The 19,348-nt window shown below is 62.4% G+C and carries 21 protein-coding genes, 1 tRNA gene and 2 pseudogenes; 9 read left to right on the forward strand and 15 right to left on the reverse strand.

What is annotated here, in order from left to right; translation table 11 throughout:
* Positions 1-459: 459 nt before the first annotated feature.
* The 6 genes from IPP90_21145 to IPP90_21170 form a co-directional block, all read right to left on the reverse strand.
* Positions 460-738, reverse strand: a complete 279-nt coding sequence (locus tag IPP90_21145) for a hypothetical protein (GenBank protein MBL0173142.1) — start codon at positions 736-738, stop codon at positions 460-462.
* A gap of 184 nt (positions 739-922) precedes the next feature.
* The gene (locus IPP90_21150; protein MBL0173143.1) at positions 923-1,627 is read right to left on the reverse strand and encodes a hypothetical protein; all 705 of its coding nucleotides are present in this window, start codon (positions 1,625-1,627) and stop codon (positions 923-925) included.
* A gap of 1,581 nt (positions 1,628-3,208) precedes the next feature.
* Entirely contained in the window at positions 3,209-3,403 is a 195-nt protein-coding gene (locus tag IPP90_21155; protein ID MBL0173144.1) for a hypothetical protein, read from the reverse strand.
* Between the two features lie 10 nt (positions 3,404-3,413).
* On the reverse strand, positions 3,414-3,593 hold the full coding sequence (locus tag IPP90_21160; GenBank protein MBL0173145.1) for a hypothetical protein: 180 nt from the start codon (positions 3,591-3,593) through the stop codon (positions 3,414-3,416).
* Positions 3,594-3,701: 108 nt separating this feature from the next.
* Complete coding sequence (locus tag IPP90_21165) at positions 3,702-3,875, reverse strand: hypothetical protein (GenBank protein ID MBL0173146.1); 174 nt, start codon at positions 3,873-3,875, stop codon at positions 3,702-3,704.
* Positions 3,876-3,915: 40 nt separating this feature from the next.
* Entirely contained in the window at positions 3,916-4,383 is a 468-nt protein-coding gene (locus IPP90_21170; GenBank protein MBL0173147.1) for a DUF4403 family protein, read from the reverse strand.
* A 636-nt stretch (positions 4,384-5,019) separates the two neighbouring features.
* Between IPP90_21170 and IPP90_21175 the strand changes: the two are divergent.
* Positions 5,020-5,803, forward strand: a pseudogene (locus tag IPP90_21175) (SDR family NAD(P)-dependent oxidoreductase).
* A gap of 105 nt (positions 5,804-5,908) precedes the next feature.
* Here IPP90_21175 and IPP90_21180 read toward each other — a convergent pair.
* The 3 genes from IPP90_21180 to IPP90_21190 all read right to left on the reverse strand — a co-directional run bounded on the left by IPP90_21180 (position 5,909) and on the right by IPP90_21190 (position 7,422).
* The gene (locus IPP90_21180) at positions 5,909-6,187 is read right to left on the reverse strand and encodes a transglycosylase domain-containing protein (protein ID MBL0173148.1); all 279 of its coding nucleotides are present in this window, start codon (positions 6,185-6,187) and stop codon (positions 5,909-5,911) included.
* Between the two features lie 13 nt (positions 6,188-6,200).
* On the reverse strand, positions 6,201-6,305 hold the full coding sequence (locus tag IPP90_21185; GenBank protein ID MBL0173149.1) for a hypothetical protein: 105 nt from the start codon (positions 6,303-6,305) through the stop codon (positions 6,201-6,203).
* A gap of 688 nt (positions 6,306-6,993) precedes the next feature.
* Positions 6,994-7,422, reverse strand: a complete 429-nt coding sequence (locus IPP90_21190; protein ID MBL0173150.1) for a hypothetical protein — start codon at positions 7,420-7,422, stop codon at positions 6,994-6,996.
* 1,520 nt (positions 7,423-8,942) lie between these two features.
* Between IPP90_21190 and IPP90_21195 the strand changes: the two are divergent.
* The 7 genes and pseudogenes from IPP90_21195 (at position 8,943) to IPP90_21225 (ending at position 13,281) form a co-directional block, all read left to right on the forward strand.
* Positions 8,943-9,786, forward strand: a pseudogene (locus tag IPP90_21195) (cation transporter).
* A 243-nt stretch (positions 9,787-10,029) separates the two neighbouring features.
* Positions 10,030-10,251, forward strand: a complete 222-nt coding sequence (locus tag IPP90_21200; protein MBL0173151.1) for a hypothetical protein — start codon at positions 10,030-10,032, stop codon at positions 10,249-10,251.
* Entirely contained in the window at positions 10,244-10,420 is a 177-nt protein-coding gene (locus IPP90_21205) for a hypothetical protein (GenBank protein ID MBL0173152.1), read from the forward strand. Before IPP90_21200 ends, IPP90_21205 begins: the two co-directional genes overlap by 8 nt.
* Positions 10,405-10,668 carry a hypothetical protein gene (locus tag IPP90_21210; GenBank protein ID MBL0173153.1) on the forward strand — a complete coding sequence of 88 codons (264 nt, stop codon included), beginning with the start codon at positions 10,405-10,407 and terminating at the stop codon, positions 10,666-10,668. The genes IPP90_21205 and IPP90_21210 overlap by 16 nt, the downstream gene beginning before the upstream one ends.
* A gap of 166 nt (positions 10,669-10,834) precedes the next feature.
* Positions 10,835-10,981, forward strand: a complete 147-nt coding sequence (locus IPP90_21215) for a hypothetical protein (GenBank protein ID MBL0173154.1) — start codon at positions 10,835-10,837, stop codon at positions 10,979-10,981.
* Between the two features lie 222 nt (positions 10,982-11,203).
* A tRNA-Pro gene (locus tag IPP90_21220) sits at positions 11,204-11,276 on the forward strand.
* 670 nt (positions 11,277-11,946) lie between these two features.
* Positions 11,947-13,281, forward strand: coding sequence for a hypothetical protein (locus IPP90_21225; GenBank protein MBL0173155.1), 1,335 nt, complete (start codon positions 11,947-11,949; stop codon positions 13,279-13,281).
* Positions 13,282-13,938: 657 nt separating this feature from the next.
* On the opposite strand, the gene IPP90_21230 is transcribed toward IPP90_21225, so the two are convergent.
* Positions 13,939-14,205 (reverse strand): hypothetical protein, encoded by a 267-nt coding sequence (locus tag IPP90_21230; protein MBL0173156.1) that lies wholly within the window; start codon positions 14,203-14,205, stop codon positions 13,939-13,941.
* Positions 14,206-14,311: 106 nt separating this feature from the next.
* On the opposite strand from IPP90_21230, the gene IPP90_21235 reads away from it, so the two are divergent.
* The gene (locus tag IPP90_21235; GenBank protein ID MBL0173157.1) at positions 14,312-14,515 is read left to right on the forward strand and encodes a hypothetical protein; all 204 of its coding nucleotides are present in this window, start codon (positions 14,312-14,314) and stop codon (positions 14,513-14,515) included.
* A gap of 90 nt (positions 14,516-14,605) precedes the next feature.
* Here the strand turns inward: IPP90_21235 and IPP90_21240 are convergent, their stop codons facing one another.
* The 5 genes from IPP90_21240 to IPP90_21260 form a co-directional block, all read right to left on the reverse strand.
* Positions 14,606-14,860, reverse strand: a complete 255-nt coding sequence (locus IPP90_21240; GenBank protein ID MBL0173158.1) for an ATP-binding protein — start codon at positions 14,858-14,860, stop codon at positions 14,606-14,608.
* Complete coding sequence (locus IPP90_21245) at positions 14,853-15,080, reverse strand: hypothetical protein (GenBank protein MBL0173159.1); 228 nt, start codon at positions 15,078-15,080, stop codon at positions 14,853-14,855. Before IPP90_21245 ends, IPP90_21240 begins: the two co-directional genes overlap by 8 nt.
* Positions 15,081-15,482: 402 nt before the next feature.
* Entirely contained in the window at positions 15,483-16,100 is a 618-nt protein-coding gene (locus IPP90_21250) for a hypothetical protein (protein ID MBL0173160.1), read from the reverse strand.
* A gap of 1,283 nt (positions 16,101-17,383) precedes the next feature.
* Positions 17,384-17,728, reverse strand: a complete 345-nt coding sequence (locus IPP90_21255; protein ID MBL0173161.1) for a hypothetical protein — start codon at positions 17,726-17,728, stop codon at positions 17,384-17,386.
* 597 nt (positions 17,729-18,325) lie between these two features.
* Positions 18,326-18,511 (reverse strand): hypothetical protein, encoded by a 186-nt coding sequence (locus tag IPP90_21260; GenBank protein ID MBL0173162.1) that lies wholly within the window; start codon positions 18,509-18,511, stop codon positions 18,326-18,328.
* Between the last annotated feature and the right edge of the window lie 837 nt (positions 18,512-19,348).

Below are 19,348 nucleotides of genomic sequence, written 5' to 3' on the forward strand. Positions count from 1 at the left end.
GGTGATGGTGGTGAGCTCGCGCGGAGTGCCACCCGCCACAATCACGCCGCGCTTGGCCACCTCGGCTTGGCGCAGCGAGATATTTTAGGGCGCCGCTTCACGTTCCAACTGGACACCCCGCCAATCAACGGCTGTTGGATCTCGGTTTCAGTGAGACCCATCATAGTAGAAGGGGCGGTGCGGTGCGCGTTCGGGACCGACGGTGGTGTGGCGACTGGGCAGCGACGACTTATCCATGTGGATCAGAGATGGCGGATAAGATTGAAGGGGCGGATTCGCGATGAACCCGACCCCCCGACGTTACCGCATCGCGCTGCCGATCGCGAGGTGCGTGGCTACCGCTTCGCCTTCATGATCACCTTGATGACCCCGTTCTTCGCCCGCGGATCGCCATGAAGCCAGTCTCGCTGGTTCACCTTCACCACTTCGATGGATTCGATCTGCTCGGGCTAAAGTCGCTCAAAGCTCGGAGGACTCGACAACCTTCCCGTCGATGAGCAGCAGTCCGTCGAATTTCCGCTTGGGCGACTGAGCGCCGAGTGCACCGGCATTCCATTCCGTCTTGGGCTGGGCGATTCTGACTTCAGAAATCGTGACTGACTGCGATTCCTCCAGCGCACCGGCGACCTTCATCAGGCCGGGCGTCGCCCGGAGTGATGCGAATCTCACTGATCGAATCCCGCTGCTTCGGGGCCGCAACTGAAGTGTGATCCGCTCCGCGCTGATCGCTTTCGCCACCGACTCCTCCACCGGTGTCCCGTCCACCACATAGTGCACCGCGCCGCTGCCGGCCGCTGGCCGTTTGGGCCTTGGTCGCATCCATGCGTTCCACGTCTGCCGGGGTGGGCAACTTCGATTCGCAGGCAGTCATGAGCGCGACCGCCGCCAACAATCCACTGCCAAACCGACGAGCATGCACAAATCACGCGACGGGCGACGTCGCCAGCAGCCAATCTCCGTTCCGGGTACGAACCGTTGCGGGAAAATGCCGGTATGGCCGACGGGAAAGCGGAGCGAAGCGCGGACAACTCAATGAGCAGAGACCGTAGGCCGCCGTAAGCACGCCTCGGCGCAGAACACGTCGATCACAATCCAGTTCAATGGCGAGCCGCATGCGAGCTGGGGCAAACCAAAGCACAGGATGCCACGGCATACGGGCCACGACCCCGCAGGCCAGCACCAGCAACCATGGATCACCGGCGCGCACATGCTCGGATTCGTGGGCGACAACCAGTCGTTGTTCTTCGGGCGGGCAACGCAGCAACCACGCCGGAAGGATGATCTCCGACAGGGCAAGACCCACACGACCGCCGGACCAGCCGTCGGCGCGATGCGCGCTGGCGTTGTCGATTCGTTGCACCGGCCAACGGCGCATGACACGCCGAATGCGGAGATAGCTGACCGCGAACACGCTCAGCGTTACGGCGCTGGCCAACAATGCCAGAGCGGCAGCAAGGCCGCGTTGCAGCAGGGCGGGGTTCCGGGCCAGCTTCGCCTCTACCACCTGCAGTGCGGCTTCGACGGGTACGATGACGAAAGCACGCGAGCGCGCCCACAGCGAGCGAGGTCCGTGCTGCTCATCAACGCGCACCATCGATGCGTCTACGGAAGTCGAGGTGTCCGGCATCGTCTGCAGCGGAGGAGGACTCTCTCCGGAAAGGAGCCGCGATACTCAACGCGACCATGGCGCCCACTTAACAAACGCCAGATCCGGCGGACCGCGCGCTGGGCGGCATGCTGGGCATCGTGTGCAGCGATCGCCGCCAGCGCCATAAGGCCGCCGATGAGGAGAAAACAGCATCCAGCTGCTCGCGGGCGCTCCTCCGCGTCGGCGGCAGTAGCCGAGCAGCCAGCAGCGTGCGCATGCGTTTCCAGCTCGTCCCGCCCCAGGCCTTCGTCATTTACCAACTGGGCGAACAAGCGCTCCGACGAGCGCGGAAGATCGCGTCGCGGATGCGCGCAATAGCGCTTCCCATGGCGTGTTCACGGCTTCTACCGCCGCGAAGTAGCGATAGGCGCGCCCTTCAGCCTCGTCTGGCGGACGACATCCCCCTTCTCTTCGAGGGTCTGGAGCGCCGAGAGAACCGTGGTGTGAGGCCGCAGGCTCATCAAAGCTCGTCCTTGCCCTGGGTGACGATGGCCGAGCCGAGCTTCCAGGAGAGGACGCTCATCACGGCGAGTTCGCCGGGGAAGTGGATTGGGTCGGCCATAGCGGGTCAAGTACGGAAGTTTCCGTAGTATGGCACCATGACCCCGGCGTGTCAACTGGTTTTCCAGTAGTTGGCCGAATTTCCTACTGCAGCTGGATATACAGCGGCACCGGCCTGACTCGAAGAATCGACTCGCGACTGGTGGGCGGATTGTCGTTTGCGCGGCGGTGAACTGCTTCCAGTAAGCGAATTGTACTGGCTCTTTCTTGATGTAACTGTAGAACGAGTCACGCTTGAGCCACGGTGCACCGAAGCCGTCCATGTGCATCACGATTTGCACCTTGGGATCGAGCCTTATGCTGGGCGAGTTCGTCACGCCTTTTCGCGTAAAACGGTGCACGACGAGCACTTTGGGCGGCAGGTTGTACTTGTCGACCAAGTAAAGCGAGAAAACGCGATGCGTAGTTGATGTCGGCCGCATCACTTAGGTGCCGATTTTCTTATCCGGGGCGCGTGTTGTCCTTCATGGGAAAATTCCGGATCGATGCCAAGGTGCACCTCCGGACGCTTCGAAAGCGTTCAAAGTAGAGCAGTTCTTCCTGCAGTGTGCTTTGCCCGTACTGGACGTCGACAAACATGATGGCATTCTTGCGTTTGGCCCAACCGTACTTTCTCTATCACGGTGCTGTCCATGCGCGATCGTGCTGCCATCGCGACCGGCGTCGACCTGCGCCTTTATGGCAATCAGATGCAGCGCAGGTTGTACCGGGTGCGACGGATCGAGGCGATTCCATTTCCGCGACTTGATAGTCCAATCGACGCAGCATGTCATCGATCTCGAACTCGCCCAGAATCCCCGTATGCGCTTCATTGACCGCGGATTGCCGTAGAAGGCAATGATGCGCTTGGTAAGCAGGATCGAGTATGGAAGCGCGGCGGGCATCTTGGGTGGCCACAGCGAATCGAGGTCGCTGTTAAGCGTTCTTATGAAGCGAGATGGCCTCTCGTAAGCCACAGAAACCAACGCGCCACTCGGACGTGTGGACTTCTTGGCGCTGTCAACGCGCTGCGTCTTGTTGGTTGGGCGTTTCTTCCGTCGCCGCCGTGGTCTTGGCGCGTGTCGACTTCACGGCAGGCGGCTTGGTGCTCTGCGCCGCGCGCGCGAGCTGCAGGGACAACCGACGCCGCAAAGAACAGCAGCGCACCGGCGGCACCCGCAAGCGGCGGGTGATGAAATTCGGATTCAGGGGCATCCTACAAACATCACTTGTTGACGCTCCGTGTTGCAGCGGTGTCCGTTGCCGATTTTCGCCGGTCCCGCTTCACGCAGATCTCCCGATCGATGCCCAATCCCAGTTTCCCGATGGCTTCCGCGCGGACCACCAACCACCGTGGCTCGGCGACGACGTCCAGCAACCGACCGGTGGATACGGTGCCGGACAACGCGTGACACCGTCGGCCCGGTCACGATTGAGCGCCCGTTCGACGCGCGAGCGGGAGGAACCTCCATGCGTGGCTCAATGGGTACGCGGGCTCGGGCCTGGCTTTCAGTCACCATATCCCCCTTCTTGAGCCACGCCAGCCCGACCTTGGGGCGTTGGCCGTGGCCACGTCAAAGAAGTCGAGGTCAGGCACGGTGAGCATGCGGGCCGCCGAATCCACTTGTGGCGTTCCCACAAAGTACCCGTCGCCACTGATGGCGCCGTCCATCACCAACGCCAACACGACGCGGCCGTCGCCCAGCCCAGGTAGAGTCGCGCCTGTTTCACCGCGACTCGGCGTCTGGAGCTTGGCTGAAGTGTCGCCCGACGAGCTGTTTGGCCAGCAATGTGCTCGCCGCATCGTAGCCAAGCAGACCCTCGAGCAGCAGGTGGGCGCTGTCTCCTACCACTCGATTGGCCGGTACCAACGGAGGAAGTGTCGTCGTGATCCTCGTAAGCTGCGGTCCGTTTACCAGCAAAGGCCGCGCGAACAGGCGGACATCTACTGAAGTCGAAGTTGCGGTATCCTCAAGCCGCAATCCGCCCAGTCGAACCTGTTCCGGTGCCAGTACCAGCCAGAGGCTGCCCGCGGAATCACCAGAATCTTCTTGTTCGGAGATTGTACCAACGCTCGACGCGCGTCTCGCCGAATCAGATGCGTGAATCTTGCGATCGACCGCGGGCAGTCGACTCTGCGGGTGCAGCCGAAGCGCAGCCACCCCACGATCAGTGACGTCGATGTGGAACATCATCACCCGACACGCATCGCGATCTGATCTCGGTGACCGGTCGCTGCGGATCGCACGCGTGATCGGGCGCAGATCTGCCAATCAACATTCACTTCCAGATCGGTCGTGATGACGACGCGGACCCACTGACCTGATACTGTCGATCCCACACGAGGCGCTGACCGTGGGGCCCGATCATGGGATTGTACCAGCCGCGTCGCTTCGTACAAGACGATCGTCGATAGCGTGAGTCGAGTCCCATCGAAACGCGATGTCAGATAAATTGCGCGTGGCGGCGAAGGCGAACGCCTGCCGCTTGTTGGACGGGATCATTGATGATACTATTGGTCATGTCGCCAAACCGCCGGGGACCGACTGTTCGAGCGCCGACAGCATCGCTCCAGCGCATAGCTGATCGGTGCGTCGACGACTTTCGATGGCGAGATGGGAGGAAGGACTTTGCGAGCCACTGGACCCGATCCCGGTGTGGCGGCGGCTGGCATGACGGGCGACAAAACGCTACTCCCGCACGCGGTAAGGAGAATCGATCCGACAAGGCCTCCACCGACCACTGACATTGCACGCATACTCAATAGGTTACCCGATATCGTGCGAACGCACCATCCCTGCGGGCTCCGTCCACCTCAACCATACCACTCCATGCATATCGATCTGGCCTCGCGTATTGCCGTCGTCACGGGCGGTGCAATACGGCATCGGTCTCGCGACGGCTCACCGCCTTGCCGCCAGCGGTGCCCGCCGGGCGATCCACGGGATCGCGTGGCGCGTGCCGGGACAGCAGCCGGAGCGCGCGCTCATCGCGGCGAGCGCGGATGCGGTCTTCATCGAGACTGATGTCGCCAGTCGTGTCGGCGTTGATCGCGATTGGCCGCCACGTTGACGCGCTTCGGGGCTATTGACGTTCTCATCAACAATCGTCGCAAGCATCACGCGCGACGCGCAGCTGGTGAAGGTGAAGGAGGGCGATAACCGGCGGCATGGTGACGCCGAGTTCGACGATGTGGTGGCGGTGAATCTCAAGGGTCTTCACCTGCCCGCAGGCGGTCGTGCCACACCTGCTCGCCCGCGGGGCGGACGGATCATCAACGCGTCGTCGGTAGTGGCCTTCAACGGAAATTTCAGAACTATCCAACTACGTCGCGACGAAGGCGGTCATTGGATTGACGCAGGTGTGGGCCCGCGGAAGACTCAGTCGACGGAATATCACCGTGAACGCCGTCGCCCCGGATTCATTGCCACGGATATGACCCGCAAAATGCCGCAAGTCGCCCTCGACGGCATGACGGCGCACACAGCTAAACCGGTCGGCTTGGCACGCCGGAGGCGTCGCGAACGCCTACTGTTTACCAGCGGCGTCCGATTTCGCCGCATTCATCAACGGCGCGGTGTTGCAGTTGATGGCGGATTAGTCGTCGGGACGTGAGGCTACCTAGTACCTAGTACGGAAGTACCCATACCCAGTACCTAGTACTAGGTACTTCCAGTACTAGTAACTGACTTGTTTACTCAGTCGGCTGACTCCTTGGCCTCATACTGCATGCGTTCCATGATCGCGGCCGCGCGATGCGTGGCGATGGCTCCCCCAGGAGACCAGCGTTTTGGGCGACGGCAGGATGGCGGGCAAGCCGTGCGGCTCGTCTCGTGAGAGTGATGCGGCGCTCTTGCCGAAGTGCAGTTTCGCCGCCGCCTCCGCCCCGTACACGCTGGGGCCCCACTCGGCGAGGTTCAGGTACAGGTCAAGGATGCGTTCCTTCGAGAGCAGCAACTCCAGCCAGACCGTCAGATAGAGTTCCATGCCCTTTCTCACATACGACCGGCCATCATCCCACAAGAAGAGATTCTTGTACTTGCTGAGTCAGCGTGGACGCGCCGCACTGCAATTTGCCGCCGCGCCTCCGGCGCTCGAGGGCCTTGTCGATCTCCACAAAGTCGATGCCGTGGTGCGGTAGAAGCGGTCATCTTCCGAGGCCAGCACGGCGCGGCGCAAGTTGGGCGAGAGCGCGCGTGACGCACGGTGGTGTGCTTCGGCCAGATCGGGCGCGCCGGTGAACACGCGGGTGACCGTCTGTTGCACCACATTTCCGGAGGTCACCGGCGGCTGAATGAGTTCGCCGCGGAGCAGAATCATCGGCACGGGCGCCAGCAACATCAGCATGGTCCCGATGACGACACGCCGGGGCCGCCCCCCCCATCGCGACGTCGGGCGTCGTGTCATCGCCGCCCTCAATCGCTGGGAACACCGCCCCGTGAACGGCTTCCGAACCCGCAGGGCTCACGGTTCGCGTAAGTGCGCGGGGGGTGTCCGGCGGTTGACGTCCACAACGCGGACGGTGCTTGCCGAAATACTGTTCAGGTACCGCCGCAGATACCGCTCCAGCACCTCCGTATACGCGAGGACGATCGCGTCGCGGTCCGCTCGCGATCCCCGGTGGGCTGCACCGGGTCGGGATCGATCAGGGACCGCGTATTTGGCGTTTGCTTCTCGCACGATGGCAGCGACAAACAGCACAGGAACTTCAAGCGCAAAGCAAAGACGTTGCGGGTCCACGAGGCGTTTCCGCGGGTCGACCGAAGAACGGGACAAGGTGCTGGCTGGGGCCGAGGGCGTCGTGGTCATGACAAACGCCACACAGCGATTAACGCGCAGCGACCGCGGTGTCCGGCGCACGGCATCTTTGTCGTGAATGACTTCCATGCCGATCTTCCGCCGCGTCCGACTGACGTAGGCCTCGAAAATGGGGTTGGCCATTCCGCGCGACCACTCCACCGGACGCCGCGCGCGGCGAAAATAGCGCCGCCAAACTCCCAGTTGCCGAGGTGGCCGGTAACCAAAATAATCACCCCACGGCCTAGCAAGACCGGCTCGACGTACTCCCCAGCCTTCGACCCACCCTGGGCCAGAATTTCTTCCGGTGTGGTGCCGGGCATCGTGGCGGTCTCGATGGACGTTCGGCCCAGACTCTCATACGACCGCCCTGGCCAGCGACTCGACCTCGACGGGCGTGCGTTCGGAAAGGCCGCAGCGATTTGCCGTTCCACCACGCCGCGACGGATGCCGATGGGCCTTTAGGCCGGCCGTCCGATCGACCCCCCACCCAGCTGGCGCTCCCGCCATCCCAGTAATCGCAGCACGCCTACAACGGCGCAGGGGCCCGCGTATTCCAGTCGGTGCGAAAGGGTCGGAGACTTGGCGTTGCTGGTCATGAACGGCGGCATATCCAGACGAGCGCCGCACCGATCAGGGATCGGCGCGGCGCTCAGGTAACTGAAGCCAGCGGCAGCGAGGTGCCGCTGGCTTGAATGACCATTCAGTTCGTGAGCATGACCAGCACGCGGCGATTGGTCGCTCGACCGTTATCGGTGGTGTTCGGCGCAATCGGATCGTCTCCCGTAGGCCGTGCGGGCATTGATGCGCGAATCGGGCGACGCCCTTCGAGACGATAGGTCCTTGGCCTGATCCGCACGATCCTGCCCAGCTTGACGTTGTATTTCTCGCTGCCATGGCGTCGGTGTTACCGGTGACGTCGACTGGTGCGTGCCGCGTTGGTCGGGGGTGTTAAATCAGCGACTCCGGCGAACTTAAGGTCCAGGATGACCTTGGCTTCGGGCGTGATATCGCTCTTGTTGAATCCGAAGTTGATCGCGCCGATAACGATCGGGCGAGGCGACGGGCCAACGAGATTGAACGGTGGCGGTCGCGAGATGAACTGGGTGTCTCGCTCAGATCCGCGTCACCGTGACGGTATCGTACTGAAATACGGGGTTTCGGCGGGTTGGAGAAGAACGACAGGCTGAGGCCAGCCTCTCCAAGGCCCAGATTGAGTCCCGTCGCCCGCGCTACCGGCTTTGCATTGTCGTCTGCCGGCATGATAAAGGTGCCGGTTCCTTCCACGCGCGCCGACAGGCGGTTGTTCAGGATGAAGCGGAGACCAACCAATCCTTGCGGGCCACCACCGCGTGGTGCGACCTGACGTCCCGACCGTAGGAGTGATATCCGTAGACTGCCCCAACAGCAGTTTCACGTTCGGCCAGCGGGTGATTGTACGTCATCCGGTACGCGACCACATGGCATCCGACACCTGCGCAGGAATCGCGTCCACTCTCGCCGTCATCGGCTGATTCACGTCGGCGTCGGCATAGCTCAACCCGCTCGGCCAGCCAGTTCCGGAATGCGTAGATGCCGACGCGGCCACCAGCGCCCAAGGTCGGATCCAGCTTGAGGGTGTCCATGTACTTGGTGTAGCGACCAAAACCCGCCAATTTCTATGGCACCCTGTCGTTGAGCGTCAGCAGAGGTGGAATTGCTAACGCCATCGCCGCAGCGATGACAGCGCCAAGCGTGAGGCTGCGTAGATTGCGCATGTTCGTCTCATTGAATTGGGAATGCTCCCGAACGCGCAGGATCGCCAGCCATTTGGCGTGGTGCCCGACAACGTCGAATTGCATTCGCATCCAACAAGTTCCCATTTACCCAGATCATCTGGTAATAGGAACATACACTACTCCGCTGTCGGAAGGCCTTTCGGTGAAATCGTCGCGTCCGCTTCAACGTACCTGTACAGATGGGCTTGATCATCAACGCGCTTCTGGCTGGCGTCAAATTGTGGCCGGGTTTGGTCGGCAATTCCTACGCATTGGTCGCCGATGCCATTGAAAGCGCAACGGACACGATCGGTTCGCTGGTGGTCCTCAGCGGACTCCGGATCGCGAATCGCTCGCCGGATGACCGCTATCCGTTCGGATATGGTCGCGCCGAACCGTTGGCGGCGGCCACGGTGGCGGCACTCATGCTTGGCGCGGCCGCTGGCATTGGCATCGAGGCCATCCGGGAAATCCGGACGCCGCACCACTCGCCCGCCGTTCACCTTGGCCGTGCTGGCGGCAGTCATTGTGAGCAGAGGTGCTGGCCAAGCGTGTCCTCAAGGCTGGCGAGGCCGCCGGCAGTGTCGTGGTGGAAGCGGACGGCTGGCACCATCGTTCGGACGCCATCACCTCCGCAGCCGCGTTTGTGGGCATCAGTGTGGCCTTGATTGGTGGGCCAGGGTGGGAACCGGCCGATGATTGGGCCGCGTTGGTGGCCGGCGGTATGATCTTCATCAACGGCACCAGGCTGTTGCGCAAGGCCATTCGCGACCTGATGGATCGGGCGCCTGATGCGCCACTCTTCAATGCGGTAGCGACGCCGCGCGACAGACGCCTGGAGTTCTCGCCATTGAGAAGCTCAAGATTCGGAAGAGCGGCATGGGCCACTACGTGGACATTCACGTGCAGGCGGACCCTGCGCTTTCGCTCCACGACGCGCACATTTTGTCAGGATGTGTGAAGGGCGCCATTCGGCTGAGTGTTCCGACCGCCTTGGGTGTGCTCATTCACATGGAACCGTTCGAACCGCACGAGGGCACATGACGCCGCACCGAGGGGCACCAACCATTCACCATCTGGACCGGGCCGACTGCGAAGCGTTGCTGCGTCGACACCATGTCGGACGGTTGGCGTTCACGTTTCCCGATCGGGCCTATATCGAAATCAGATTCACTATGTGTTCGAGGACGGCCATATCTTTAGCCGCACGAAATTCGGCACCAAGGTCAGCGTGCTGGCGCATCATCCGTGGGTGGCGTTCGAGGAGGAGGTGGATGGCCTGCACGCATGGCAGGCGTCGTGGCGCATGGTCAGATCGTCTTTCCGGACCCCGAGGGCGCGCCGGTGGAGCATCGGCAGTATGCGCGTGGCGTTGCCACCTTGCGTCATCTGGTCCCGAGCGCGTTCACGTCCCACGATCCGACACCCGATCGGGATCTGGTTTTCTGCCTTTTTGTGCATGACCTCACGGGTCGCGCCGCGATGTCGGGGGATACGGCGCATGAGTAACGGCAACGGCAACGGCAGGAAGTGGGTGGTGCCTGACGCGCTCAAGTCGCTGCGTCTGGCGCCGGTCGATCGGGATGACCGCGTCAAGTTGGGCAGCAAGGCCGCCCTTGTTGATGACGCACCACCGCAGAAACTGATCGAGGACGCCACGCGCTGCTGGATCGACTGACCGCGCTGCAGGACGCGTTTCACGCCGATCGCCGGCATGCGCTGCTGCTGGTGCTGCAAGGACGTGACGCCTCGGGTGAGGACGGGGTGATCAGGACGGTCCGCGGCGCCTTCAATCCCACGGGAGTGACGGTGGCGCCGTTCGGACCGCCGACACCTCTGGAGTTGCGTCACGACTTTCTCTGGCGTGTGCATCAGGTCAGTGCCGCGCGCTGGGCATGGTCGGGTGTTCAATCGCTCGCACTATGAAGACGTGCTGGCCGTCCGCGTGCGCAAGCTGGCGCCGAGTCGGTGTGGCGGCCGCCGGTACGCCTCAATTGTCGCCTTCAAGCGACTCTGGCCGACAACAGCGTGATCGTCCGGAAGTGCATGCTGCGTTTCGCGGGAAGAACAGGCCAAGCGGTTTCACGAGCGGTTGGACGATCCGCGCAAGAACTGGAAGTTTCGCGTCGACGACCTGAAAGACCGGGACCTGTGGGACGACTACACCGGGGCCTACCGCGAGGCGCTGACCGAATGCAGTACGCGAAAGGCCCCGTGGTTCGTGGTGCCCTCCGGATGACAAGACGGTTCCCAACTTCCTGATTGCCCGCATGCTGGTGGAAACGCTGGAGCAGCTGGATCCGCGATACCCGGAGATGGACCCGGCAGTGCGCGCGGCCGCACGGGTCTTCGAGTAGACTCGACACGGGTGGGCAGTTCGCTTCGACCCGGGGGTGGTCGGTGGCTCAGGGGGTGATTAAGTTCCTCGTTCTGTCCGCCGGCTGAGGTTGGTCGGCTGCGACGGGACGTGGCGCAGCCCGGTAGCGCACTTCCTTGGGGTGGAAGGGTCGCGGGTTCAAATCCTGTCGTCCGATGGTGATGGGCGAAACCTCGACCGCATTTCGGTCGAGGTTTTTGTCATTCGCGCCATCTTCGGCGGATGCTCTACGGCTATTCCATTCAGTGACATCTCTCGCCAAGTCCGCGGAGAAGTACGGGGCTGGCGTTCCACCGGGTTACCGGCTCCGGTTCGGCCTCTCCCGTTCCTGTACGAAAGCACCGGAGTGGAGACCCGATCTACCAATCGGCTTGACGCGGTTCCCAGGAGCCGCGAACTCTTCGCGTTCCACCGGCCGAGTCGCTGGCCAAGTGGACCGAGGCGGAACCGCTGTGGATGCCGCTGATTGACGGAAAGCCACATCCGTTTTCGTCGCGTCCTTCGACCCTGCGCACGCGGCTGACCGCAATGCCTGCCGTCGACGAACGATGGTTGTGGCCGGCTCAGGTAGGGCTTCGCTCGACGTGTTCTGGCGCAAGGACGACGGGCCGGTCTGGTCGCTTCTGGCGTGAAATGACCATCCAATCGGACTGGTGAAGCCAGGAAGCAGGCGTTACCGTAGCCCAATCGCAGCATCTTTGGGATCCCTTTGCTCCCCTGGCGTAGGCGTAGGGACAAAAATCCAGTGCCAGTGCGTATCGATCGATGCGCCGCGGAACCCATGCGACCAATTCTACTAACACTGGCAGTCGTTGCTGCGTTGGGTAATGCGCAGGCGCAAACCGGAACTGTTCGCGGCAAACGCGAAGATGCTCGAAACCCGCTTCAACGAGCGGCAAGTGTCAGTCTTGCGTGAATCCGCCGCCTGCTTCGATCGCTTCGCGACTCAACTCAGGGGGAGTTCGATCGCCTACGACCGTAGGAAACGCTGCGGTGGCAACTGGGCAACCGCGGACACAACCTTGGCGCCAGACTCGATGTCGTCGCTTACCGCTCCGGCGCTGAACGGCGACAACGTGCTGGTGGCCACGCTGACTGCCCGCGAGATGCTGCGGGCCCGCGAAGAGATGGCGATGCTGGCGGTTTCCGCTTGTGATCGCGGCCAGCTGCTTGCTGATAGAGCTCGTCTCAACGACATCGAGCAGTTGCGCACGAAGCATCTGGCGAGACTGCCGAATGTCATGGTGCGCGACATGCGGGCGGCAGGCAGTGATTCTCTTGTATCCGCCCTGAAGGATTCCGTCCAACAGATCTACGACGGTGAACTCAAGACCTTCTTCGCGGCCCGTGCGGATTCCACAAGTGATCCGGACGTCACAAAGGATTTTGCCGTTCTTGCGTCGCGGATCGCCTCATCAGAAATCGATGTCGAAACGAGAAACGTACTTGCCGGGAATATCGGGTTACTCCGATATGAGGAGGCGGGATACCTCTCGTGGTTTCTCGATGGGCGATTGCGAGATGGTCAGACGGGCTACCCGTTCCTTTTGCGCCGCTCTCTTGAAGGCCGGATGGCCGCCGCCCAGAATGCCATTGACGCCGCCCGCGTCGCGAACGAACAGAAGATACGGAGGTGGGTCATGAAGGGCGCGCTCGTTGCCGGGTTTGCTCTCGTTGTACTGATGCTGGTGTGGCCCTTTATCGCCCTTCGGCTTGCACGAGTACGGGCGTTCCGCACCGGCAAGAAGCGCGTTCCGGTGCTTGGCGGAATGGCAGAACTCATACTGTGGGATCCAGGGGAAACCGTGGTGCTCCTGAAGAACAAGCGGCTGATTCCCATGGACGACCCATTCGGCGGGTACAAGTATATTTCTCCGTGGCGCGGTGAAGAATTCAAGGGGCGCCTGTCTCACAAGCTGCAGATGTCGAAGTGGACGAGTGATTCGATCTTTACGAGCGATGGGCTGTCAGTGAATCTTGTTGGCATTTGGTGGCGCATTGCCGGTGCCAATCGGTACGTCGCGGCAATCGCCACGAGCCCACGCCGGAATCACGAACGGATGCCGACGCGCTCGATGACAACGCCGAAGCGGTGGTTGAGATGCTTGCCGGATCAACGCTTGCGCGAGCAGGTCAACTCAGACTGCCGACTGACAAGCTGATCTCTCCCTACGTCCGGGCGTACATTCAGGTGAAGGACGGCATGCAGACAGAAACCGTGCCCCAATTTTCCCGACTGCTGAATTTCGCGTGACCAACTCGACGCTAAGACGCGAAGTATGGCATTGGACTGATCGGCAGGGGTGGAGGTTGGTTCTGCCCAAGGAGTACAAGCAAAAACTCCGGGAATGTCAGGGCTGCCTTCATGGCACCCGACGAAAGCCGAGCCCTCACGGAAGCTCGTATGATTACTTCCGTGAACTCTCAGCGTAATCGGCGGCGATCGCGTCGGACTCATGAATTCTAGGTGATGGAAGGTGCCGGACGTGATGCTCCACTCGGTGGTAAGCGGGTTGGGCGCCTTGAACACGCAGGGGCAGTGGACGCAGAGGTCGCCAAAATGCCACCGGCTTCGCTCAATAGTGTTCCACTGGCACCAGGACCTCGAAAGGCGCTGGGGTCGCAGTAAGGTCACGTGTTGCTGCGCGCTCCGGATGCCGCCTGCGGTGAAAGCGCCGCTGGCGCGGATGCACGGCATGTCCGCCGAGGAGACAACACGCGTCTCTACGGGGCTCAACGGCGCTGACAGCGGCGCTTAACGACGCCGGGCGTTTCCAAGTCAAATGCCATCAAGGCCCGGGTGGATGGCTCGGGAACGGTCAGAATCTGGAGCACGATGTCGTTGTAGTCCTGATCGCCCGTCGGAACGTCGCCAAAGGCGGCCCAAAGCAGCCGTTGTCTTTGTCGGCACCAGCCGCCCGCTCACTGAACAGGGCGTAGTGGGGAACCGTGACGGAACTGCTGTAGCTCCACGGGTTGCCGCTCGCCGCCGACCGCGCGCCCAGGTACCAATCGGTATTGAAGGTCACGTTGAACACGGTGGTGAGGGCATTCGGGTACGTCCCCACAGCGTAGAGTTTCTGCACCTGCAGTGGACCGCTGAGCGGACCGGAATACGCCCACCCCCGGTGGCCACCTCAAATTCCCCCAGCTGTGGCCGGGTCAAACTCCCCCACCTGACGTGCGCGGGACATGGCTGAGGCTACGGTCCTTCGTCTGCTTCGCAAGACGCGCGGCGGCTTCTTTGAGACGCCAGCTCTTGCCCTCGAATTTGAGCAGATGGCCGTGATGCAGCGGGCGGTCGAGGAGCGGCGTCACGACGACCGTATCGCCAGTAAGCGCGCCCAGTCTTCAAGCGGGCGATTGCAGGTGACCAGCGTCGACGCCCTTTCGTAGCGACACATCAGCACGTCGGCGAGTTCGTCGCCGGCCTGGGCCGGGAGTTTCGCAGGAAGAGATCATCGATCAGCAAGAGGTCGGCCGGCTTCAGTTGCGGGCGGTACTGGCGCAGATTTCCCCAGCTCGCGCGCTGCGGCGTGATCTTCGATGAGCTGATGCTTCGCGATACAGCACTTTGTAGCCCCGTTGCACGGCGAGTAACGCGAGCGCTTTGGCGCAGTGACTCTTGCCGGTGCCGGGTGGACCAATCAGGAGCAAGTCCTCTTTCGCGTCGACGAAATTGCAGCGTGCCGAGCGCGAGCATCGTCGCGTTTCGGCAGCCGCGTGTTGTACGTCAGTCAAAGTCCTTCAAGTCTTTGCGCTCGTGCAGACCGGAGAGCGTGAAGCGCCGTTCGAGCAGCCGCGAGCGTCGCCGATCAAGCTCGTCTTGCACGAGCCACGAAAACGCTTCGAGAAAATCCATCTCGTGCGCCGCGACCTGCAGCGCGCGCGCCTGCATCGTCGCACTCATGCCCGACAAGCGAAGCGCGCGCAGGGCTTGTTCAAGTTCGGTGATGGACATGGTCATACGGACACGCCCGCGTCGAGCGTCGACGCCTCGTCGGTCGCGTGTTGCTCCCAAAACGTTTGGTATTCGGTCAGCGCCCGGATACCTGGTCCCGCTGCGTGAGCGGTGGCGCGATGACTGCGCCGCCTGGGCTGCCTCGGCGCGTCGCACGAAGCGCCATCTTGATCGCGGCGTACGACACGCAGTCGGCCGCGAGCAAGCGCGCGCAACCGCTTCGATGTCGGCGCACGCATACGTGCGGCAGGCTCGCAGGCCATGGAGCGCCCGCTGTCCCGGTCGGCCGAGGCGCGCGAAGAGCACCTGCGCGAGCGCCGCCGTCTGTGGGCCGATCTGCGCGGCGCGCGCCAGATACGCGCCGTGTGCCGTGACGGATTGAAAGGCGATCCGATTCGGCCATCACGAAGGCCCCTTTGCCGGCGCGCCTTCTGATGGCGGCGTAGCACCGCCCGTGCGATCCAGAATCTCAATCGCATGCGCATACACGCGGACCGTGACCACGCTCGCGAGGGCCGCTTCGCAAGCCGCGTAGTACGCACCCTCGATCTGCACCAGGCCCGCATCATCGACCGTCCGCACACCCTGCATGAAGGCGCGAAAGCCCTCAAGCGGCAGCGGCAGCAAGTGCGGCTGTTCCTCCCGAAAGAGTTCCAGCACTTGGCGCTTCTTGCGCCCATGGATGCGCAAGGACGCCCAGCGCTCTTCCCACTGCGCGAGCCAGGCGTTCTGCGCCTCCAGCGATTCGAAGGTGCGCCCCTTCAAGGCCGTGCCCTGCGTGTGTTGAATCGCCGACTCGACGGTCCCTTTCCGATTGGGATCGCGCACACGACATGGATCGGCGACGACGCCGTAGTGCGCGAGCATCGCGCCATACACCGGATTGAGACCCGGCTCATACAGGTCGGGCTGCAGCACGCCTTCTTTCAGGTTGTCGAGCACCGTGTACCGGCAGCGCCGCCGAACGCCCGGAGGCCTCTTCCATGCAGCTGCGCCCAGACCAGCTGCGACGTCTTCCACACCACCTTCCAGCTCTTGCCCGAATACTTGAGCGTCATGACGAACAGGATCGGTCGCTGATATTGCCCGACGCGGTGCACGTCGGCGCGCCCCGACCGTAGTCGACCTGCGCTTCTTCGCCCGGCAAGAACTCCAGCACATCGAAGCGCTCCGGCGCCCGGCCTTGAGCGGGCCCGACGAAAGCGTTTGACGGAGTTGTACTGGTGCGTGAAGCCGTGCTGGTCGACCAGATCCTGAAACACGCTCACCGCGTTGCGACCGAGGGCGACTCACGATTCAATCGCGCGCATGCGGATCCAGGCCGGTCGCGAGGCCGTCGCACGGGCGGCACGCAGGCTGCCGAGCGCGGACGCCATGATCCCGTCGTGTCCCGGTGGCCGGGGGTGGGGGCATTTCGCCGTCGATCCGCCGCCATCCGTCGTCGAGCCGGTGGCCACCCAGGCGCCTCCGGGCCTTGGCCGCTCGGGCGTAGCGCCGAATCGTTTTCCGATCCACCCCGTGCGTTGGGCGATCTCATGCTGCGGCGCGCCACGGGCCAGTAGCGTGGTGATAGTAATTCGTAAATGAGCCTTCAAGACGTTCACCTGCCTCCCTCACGGCGGTGAGGGGGGAGGGTAACGTCCAGCGCGCGCGGCGCCTGGAATCAGGCTCACGCTCTCGCGCCAGCTGGGGAGTTGGGGTGGCCACAGGTGGGGATGTTGGGTGGCCGCCGGGGCCACGGCTCCTGACCGGACGGGACAAGGCCGACGTGATGGCAAGCAACTCCAGTCGATATGACCCGGCGGAAGGCGCATAGCCGATTGGCTATCGATGTTCGCACCGCGCGGGAACGACCAGTTCGGCACGCCAGCCGTCGGTCAAGCCGTCCCGCGTTGGAGTTCACGAACGCATCCGGTCGGTTCTGATTCGCGCGGGGCCGTAACTGCCCCGACGCGTACAGAAGATCGGGAAACCGATATTTGCAATTCGAACCGTTGATGATGTCCTGTGAGGTCCCGTCCCAGAACGGGGAGAGGTTCTTGTTGGGAACCGTCATGGCCGTCCAGGTGCCCGTCGTGATCACCTGCGCGTCCGCAGCGACAGGAGCGGCCAACGTGGAAGCGGCAAATACAGTGGCAAGCGCAAAAAGTCTTCGGGTCATTTCCCCTCCGGGATCGCGGGCGTGCTCGGGATGAGAGTCCTCGCACCGGTTGCCGTTACGAAGTATCCGCCATCAGGGTTTCCCGAAATATCCACTCGGAGACGGGCGTTTCTCACCGATTGGATGAGAAGCGACGTGTTCGTCAATTCCCAGTGCGCGTGATCCGCCTCACCTGTTGAGACAATGACGCATTGTCACCCGGCGGCATTCGTCGCGGAAATGGCTCTGCGCGCTCCTCCACCGCCTTGCCCCTCCCTAAAAGGCTGGCATCTGTGTGTACTTCACGATCACGCCAAATCCGGTGTAAGCGCATCCGTAGGCTGATCTTCTGCTCGTTCAGCACGATGAACAGGTCGCTCAGCGGATGGTGAATCAGGTTGAAACGGAAATTGGCGTTGAACTGAGATTGCGACCGCGGATCATTGCGCCAGCGTCGAAGAGACATGTTGGTGGTGAAGCTGTAGTTCGTGCGGACGGTATACAGCAACGCCTCGAGGGCTGGCGTTGGGCATTGTCAATGCCGCCTCGGTGTGCGATGCCCGACTGACGCCGCGACCTGGCGGAGGGCTTCGCTGAGCAATACCTGCTGGGTGTGCTGCCGTGCCGTTCCAGAGCCACGCTTCGATGAAGGTGTAGGTCGACAGGCTTTGCGAGCTGGCGTTGGTCGATCCCTTGGTGCCAGTCGGTCCACGCGCTAGCCGAAAGCGAGGATCGGAGCGATGTCCCCAGTTGATGCGAAGCGGTGTGGCCAGACGCTGAAAGCGGGGGTTCCCGGACAATTCGAAGTATGCACGCTGCTCAGAAAGAATGTGTAGCCGGTATGGAGTTCCTTGGCGGAAATCCGACCATCGAAGGGTTTCGTAGTAGTTACGGAGTGAAGTGCGGATGCATCTCGCGCGTGGCAATGGTGGGGAGCCAAAACAGGACGCGGTCGAATACCGACATCCGCGAGGTACTCGCGGGTATCCGTGCGGCGAAAGAATCCCAGATCGTCAGCAAGCCGCGTCCCTTCCAGCACGCCCGGCGGCGTGGAAGAAATTATCCTCGTCGGTTCACCGACGTTCGCCACGTGTACTGACCGCCCTCACGACCCGGCGTCCGCGCGCCGACAGCGTAGTTGTTCCAGTCCCAGTTGCCGCGCGGTCGAAGTTGGCGTCACACCGGCCACGCGGGTTCCGGTTCCGACGAGGCCGCCGCCAACAACCTCGCGGTCGAGCACGATCAACCCGATATCCGAACCCGGGCGCAGGTTACGCCGCAGTCGAAGCACGTTGTACTGATTGGTAAGCGTGGTGGCCGTGCGGCGCGTTTACGTGGCCAGCGCGCCAATGGTCAGCCCACCGGCGGTGCCGGAGACGCGAATCTTAAACCGGAATGGGCACCGCACGTCAGTCGAGCGACAGTCAATGCGCCGACTGAAGAACAATAGCATATCCTCATCCGGCGTGGGGCCAATTGCACCCGATTATTGCGCGCCGCATCACCCACGTAAATGCCGAGTTCTCAAGAAAGAACTCGCGCTCCTCCAGGAAGAACTGGCTGAATTGCGTGAGATTGACTTGCTGTTCGTCGGCCTCCACCTGCGCGGAAATCCGGATTGATGGTCACATTCATCGCGAGGTGGCGCGTCACGCCACACGTGACGTCAGCCCGGCGGCTTCGCTGGTCACGCTCAAAGGGCCACGACAAATGAACGAACGGTGCGCCCCATGGCGTAGGGCTTCAGGGCGGGTCGCGCGACGTGCCGTCGACGGCAGGCCCTCCAACGTACCGCCGGCGAACGCGTGAAGATAGTGAAGGCCCGCGGAATCGGCACCCAGTACGTCGATTCATTGCGATGACGGATGCGCCGGGCAGTTGATGCCCCAGCCGTCCACGCTCCCAGTTGATATCGCAAGGTGCGGGGATCACCATTTCCACCGTCCACCCGTCGGTCGTGCGTTGGGTCTTCACCGACCACACCGTCCCAACTCATGTTGATTTCGCGGACTTCATTGGCGATCTGCCGGTCACTGCGCGCCGTGCGGTGTTTGTCCTGAACAGATTAGCCCGTTGCGGTGATCTGGAACGTGTCCAACAGGACATCGAAGTCGTCCTGATCCTCCTC

The organism is Gemmatimonadaceae bacterium (assembly GCA_016720905.1).
Lineage (GTDB): Bacteria > Gemmatimonadota > Gemmatimonadetes > Gemmatimonadales > Gemmatimonadaceae > Gemmatimonas.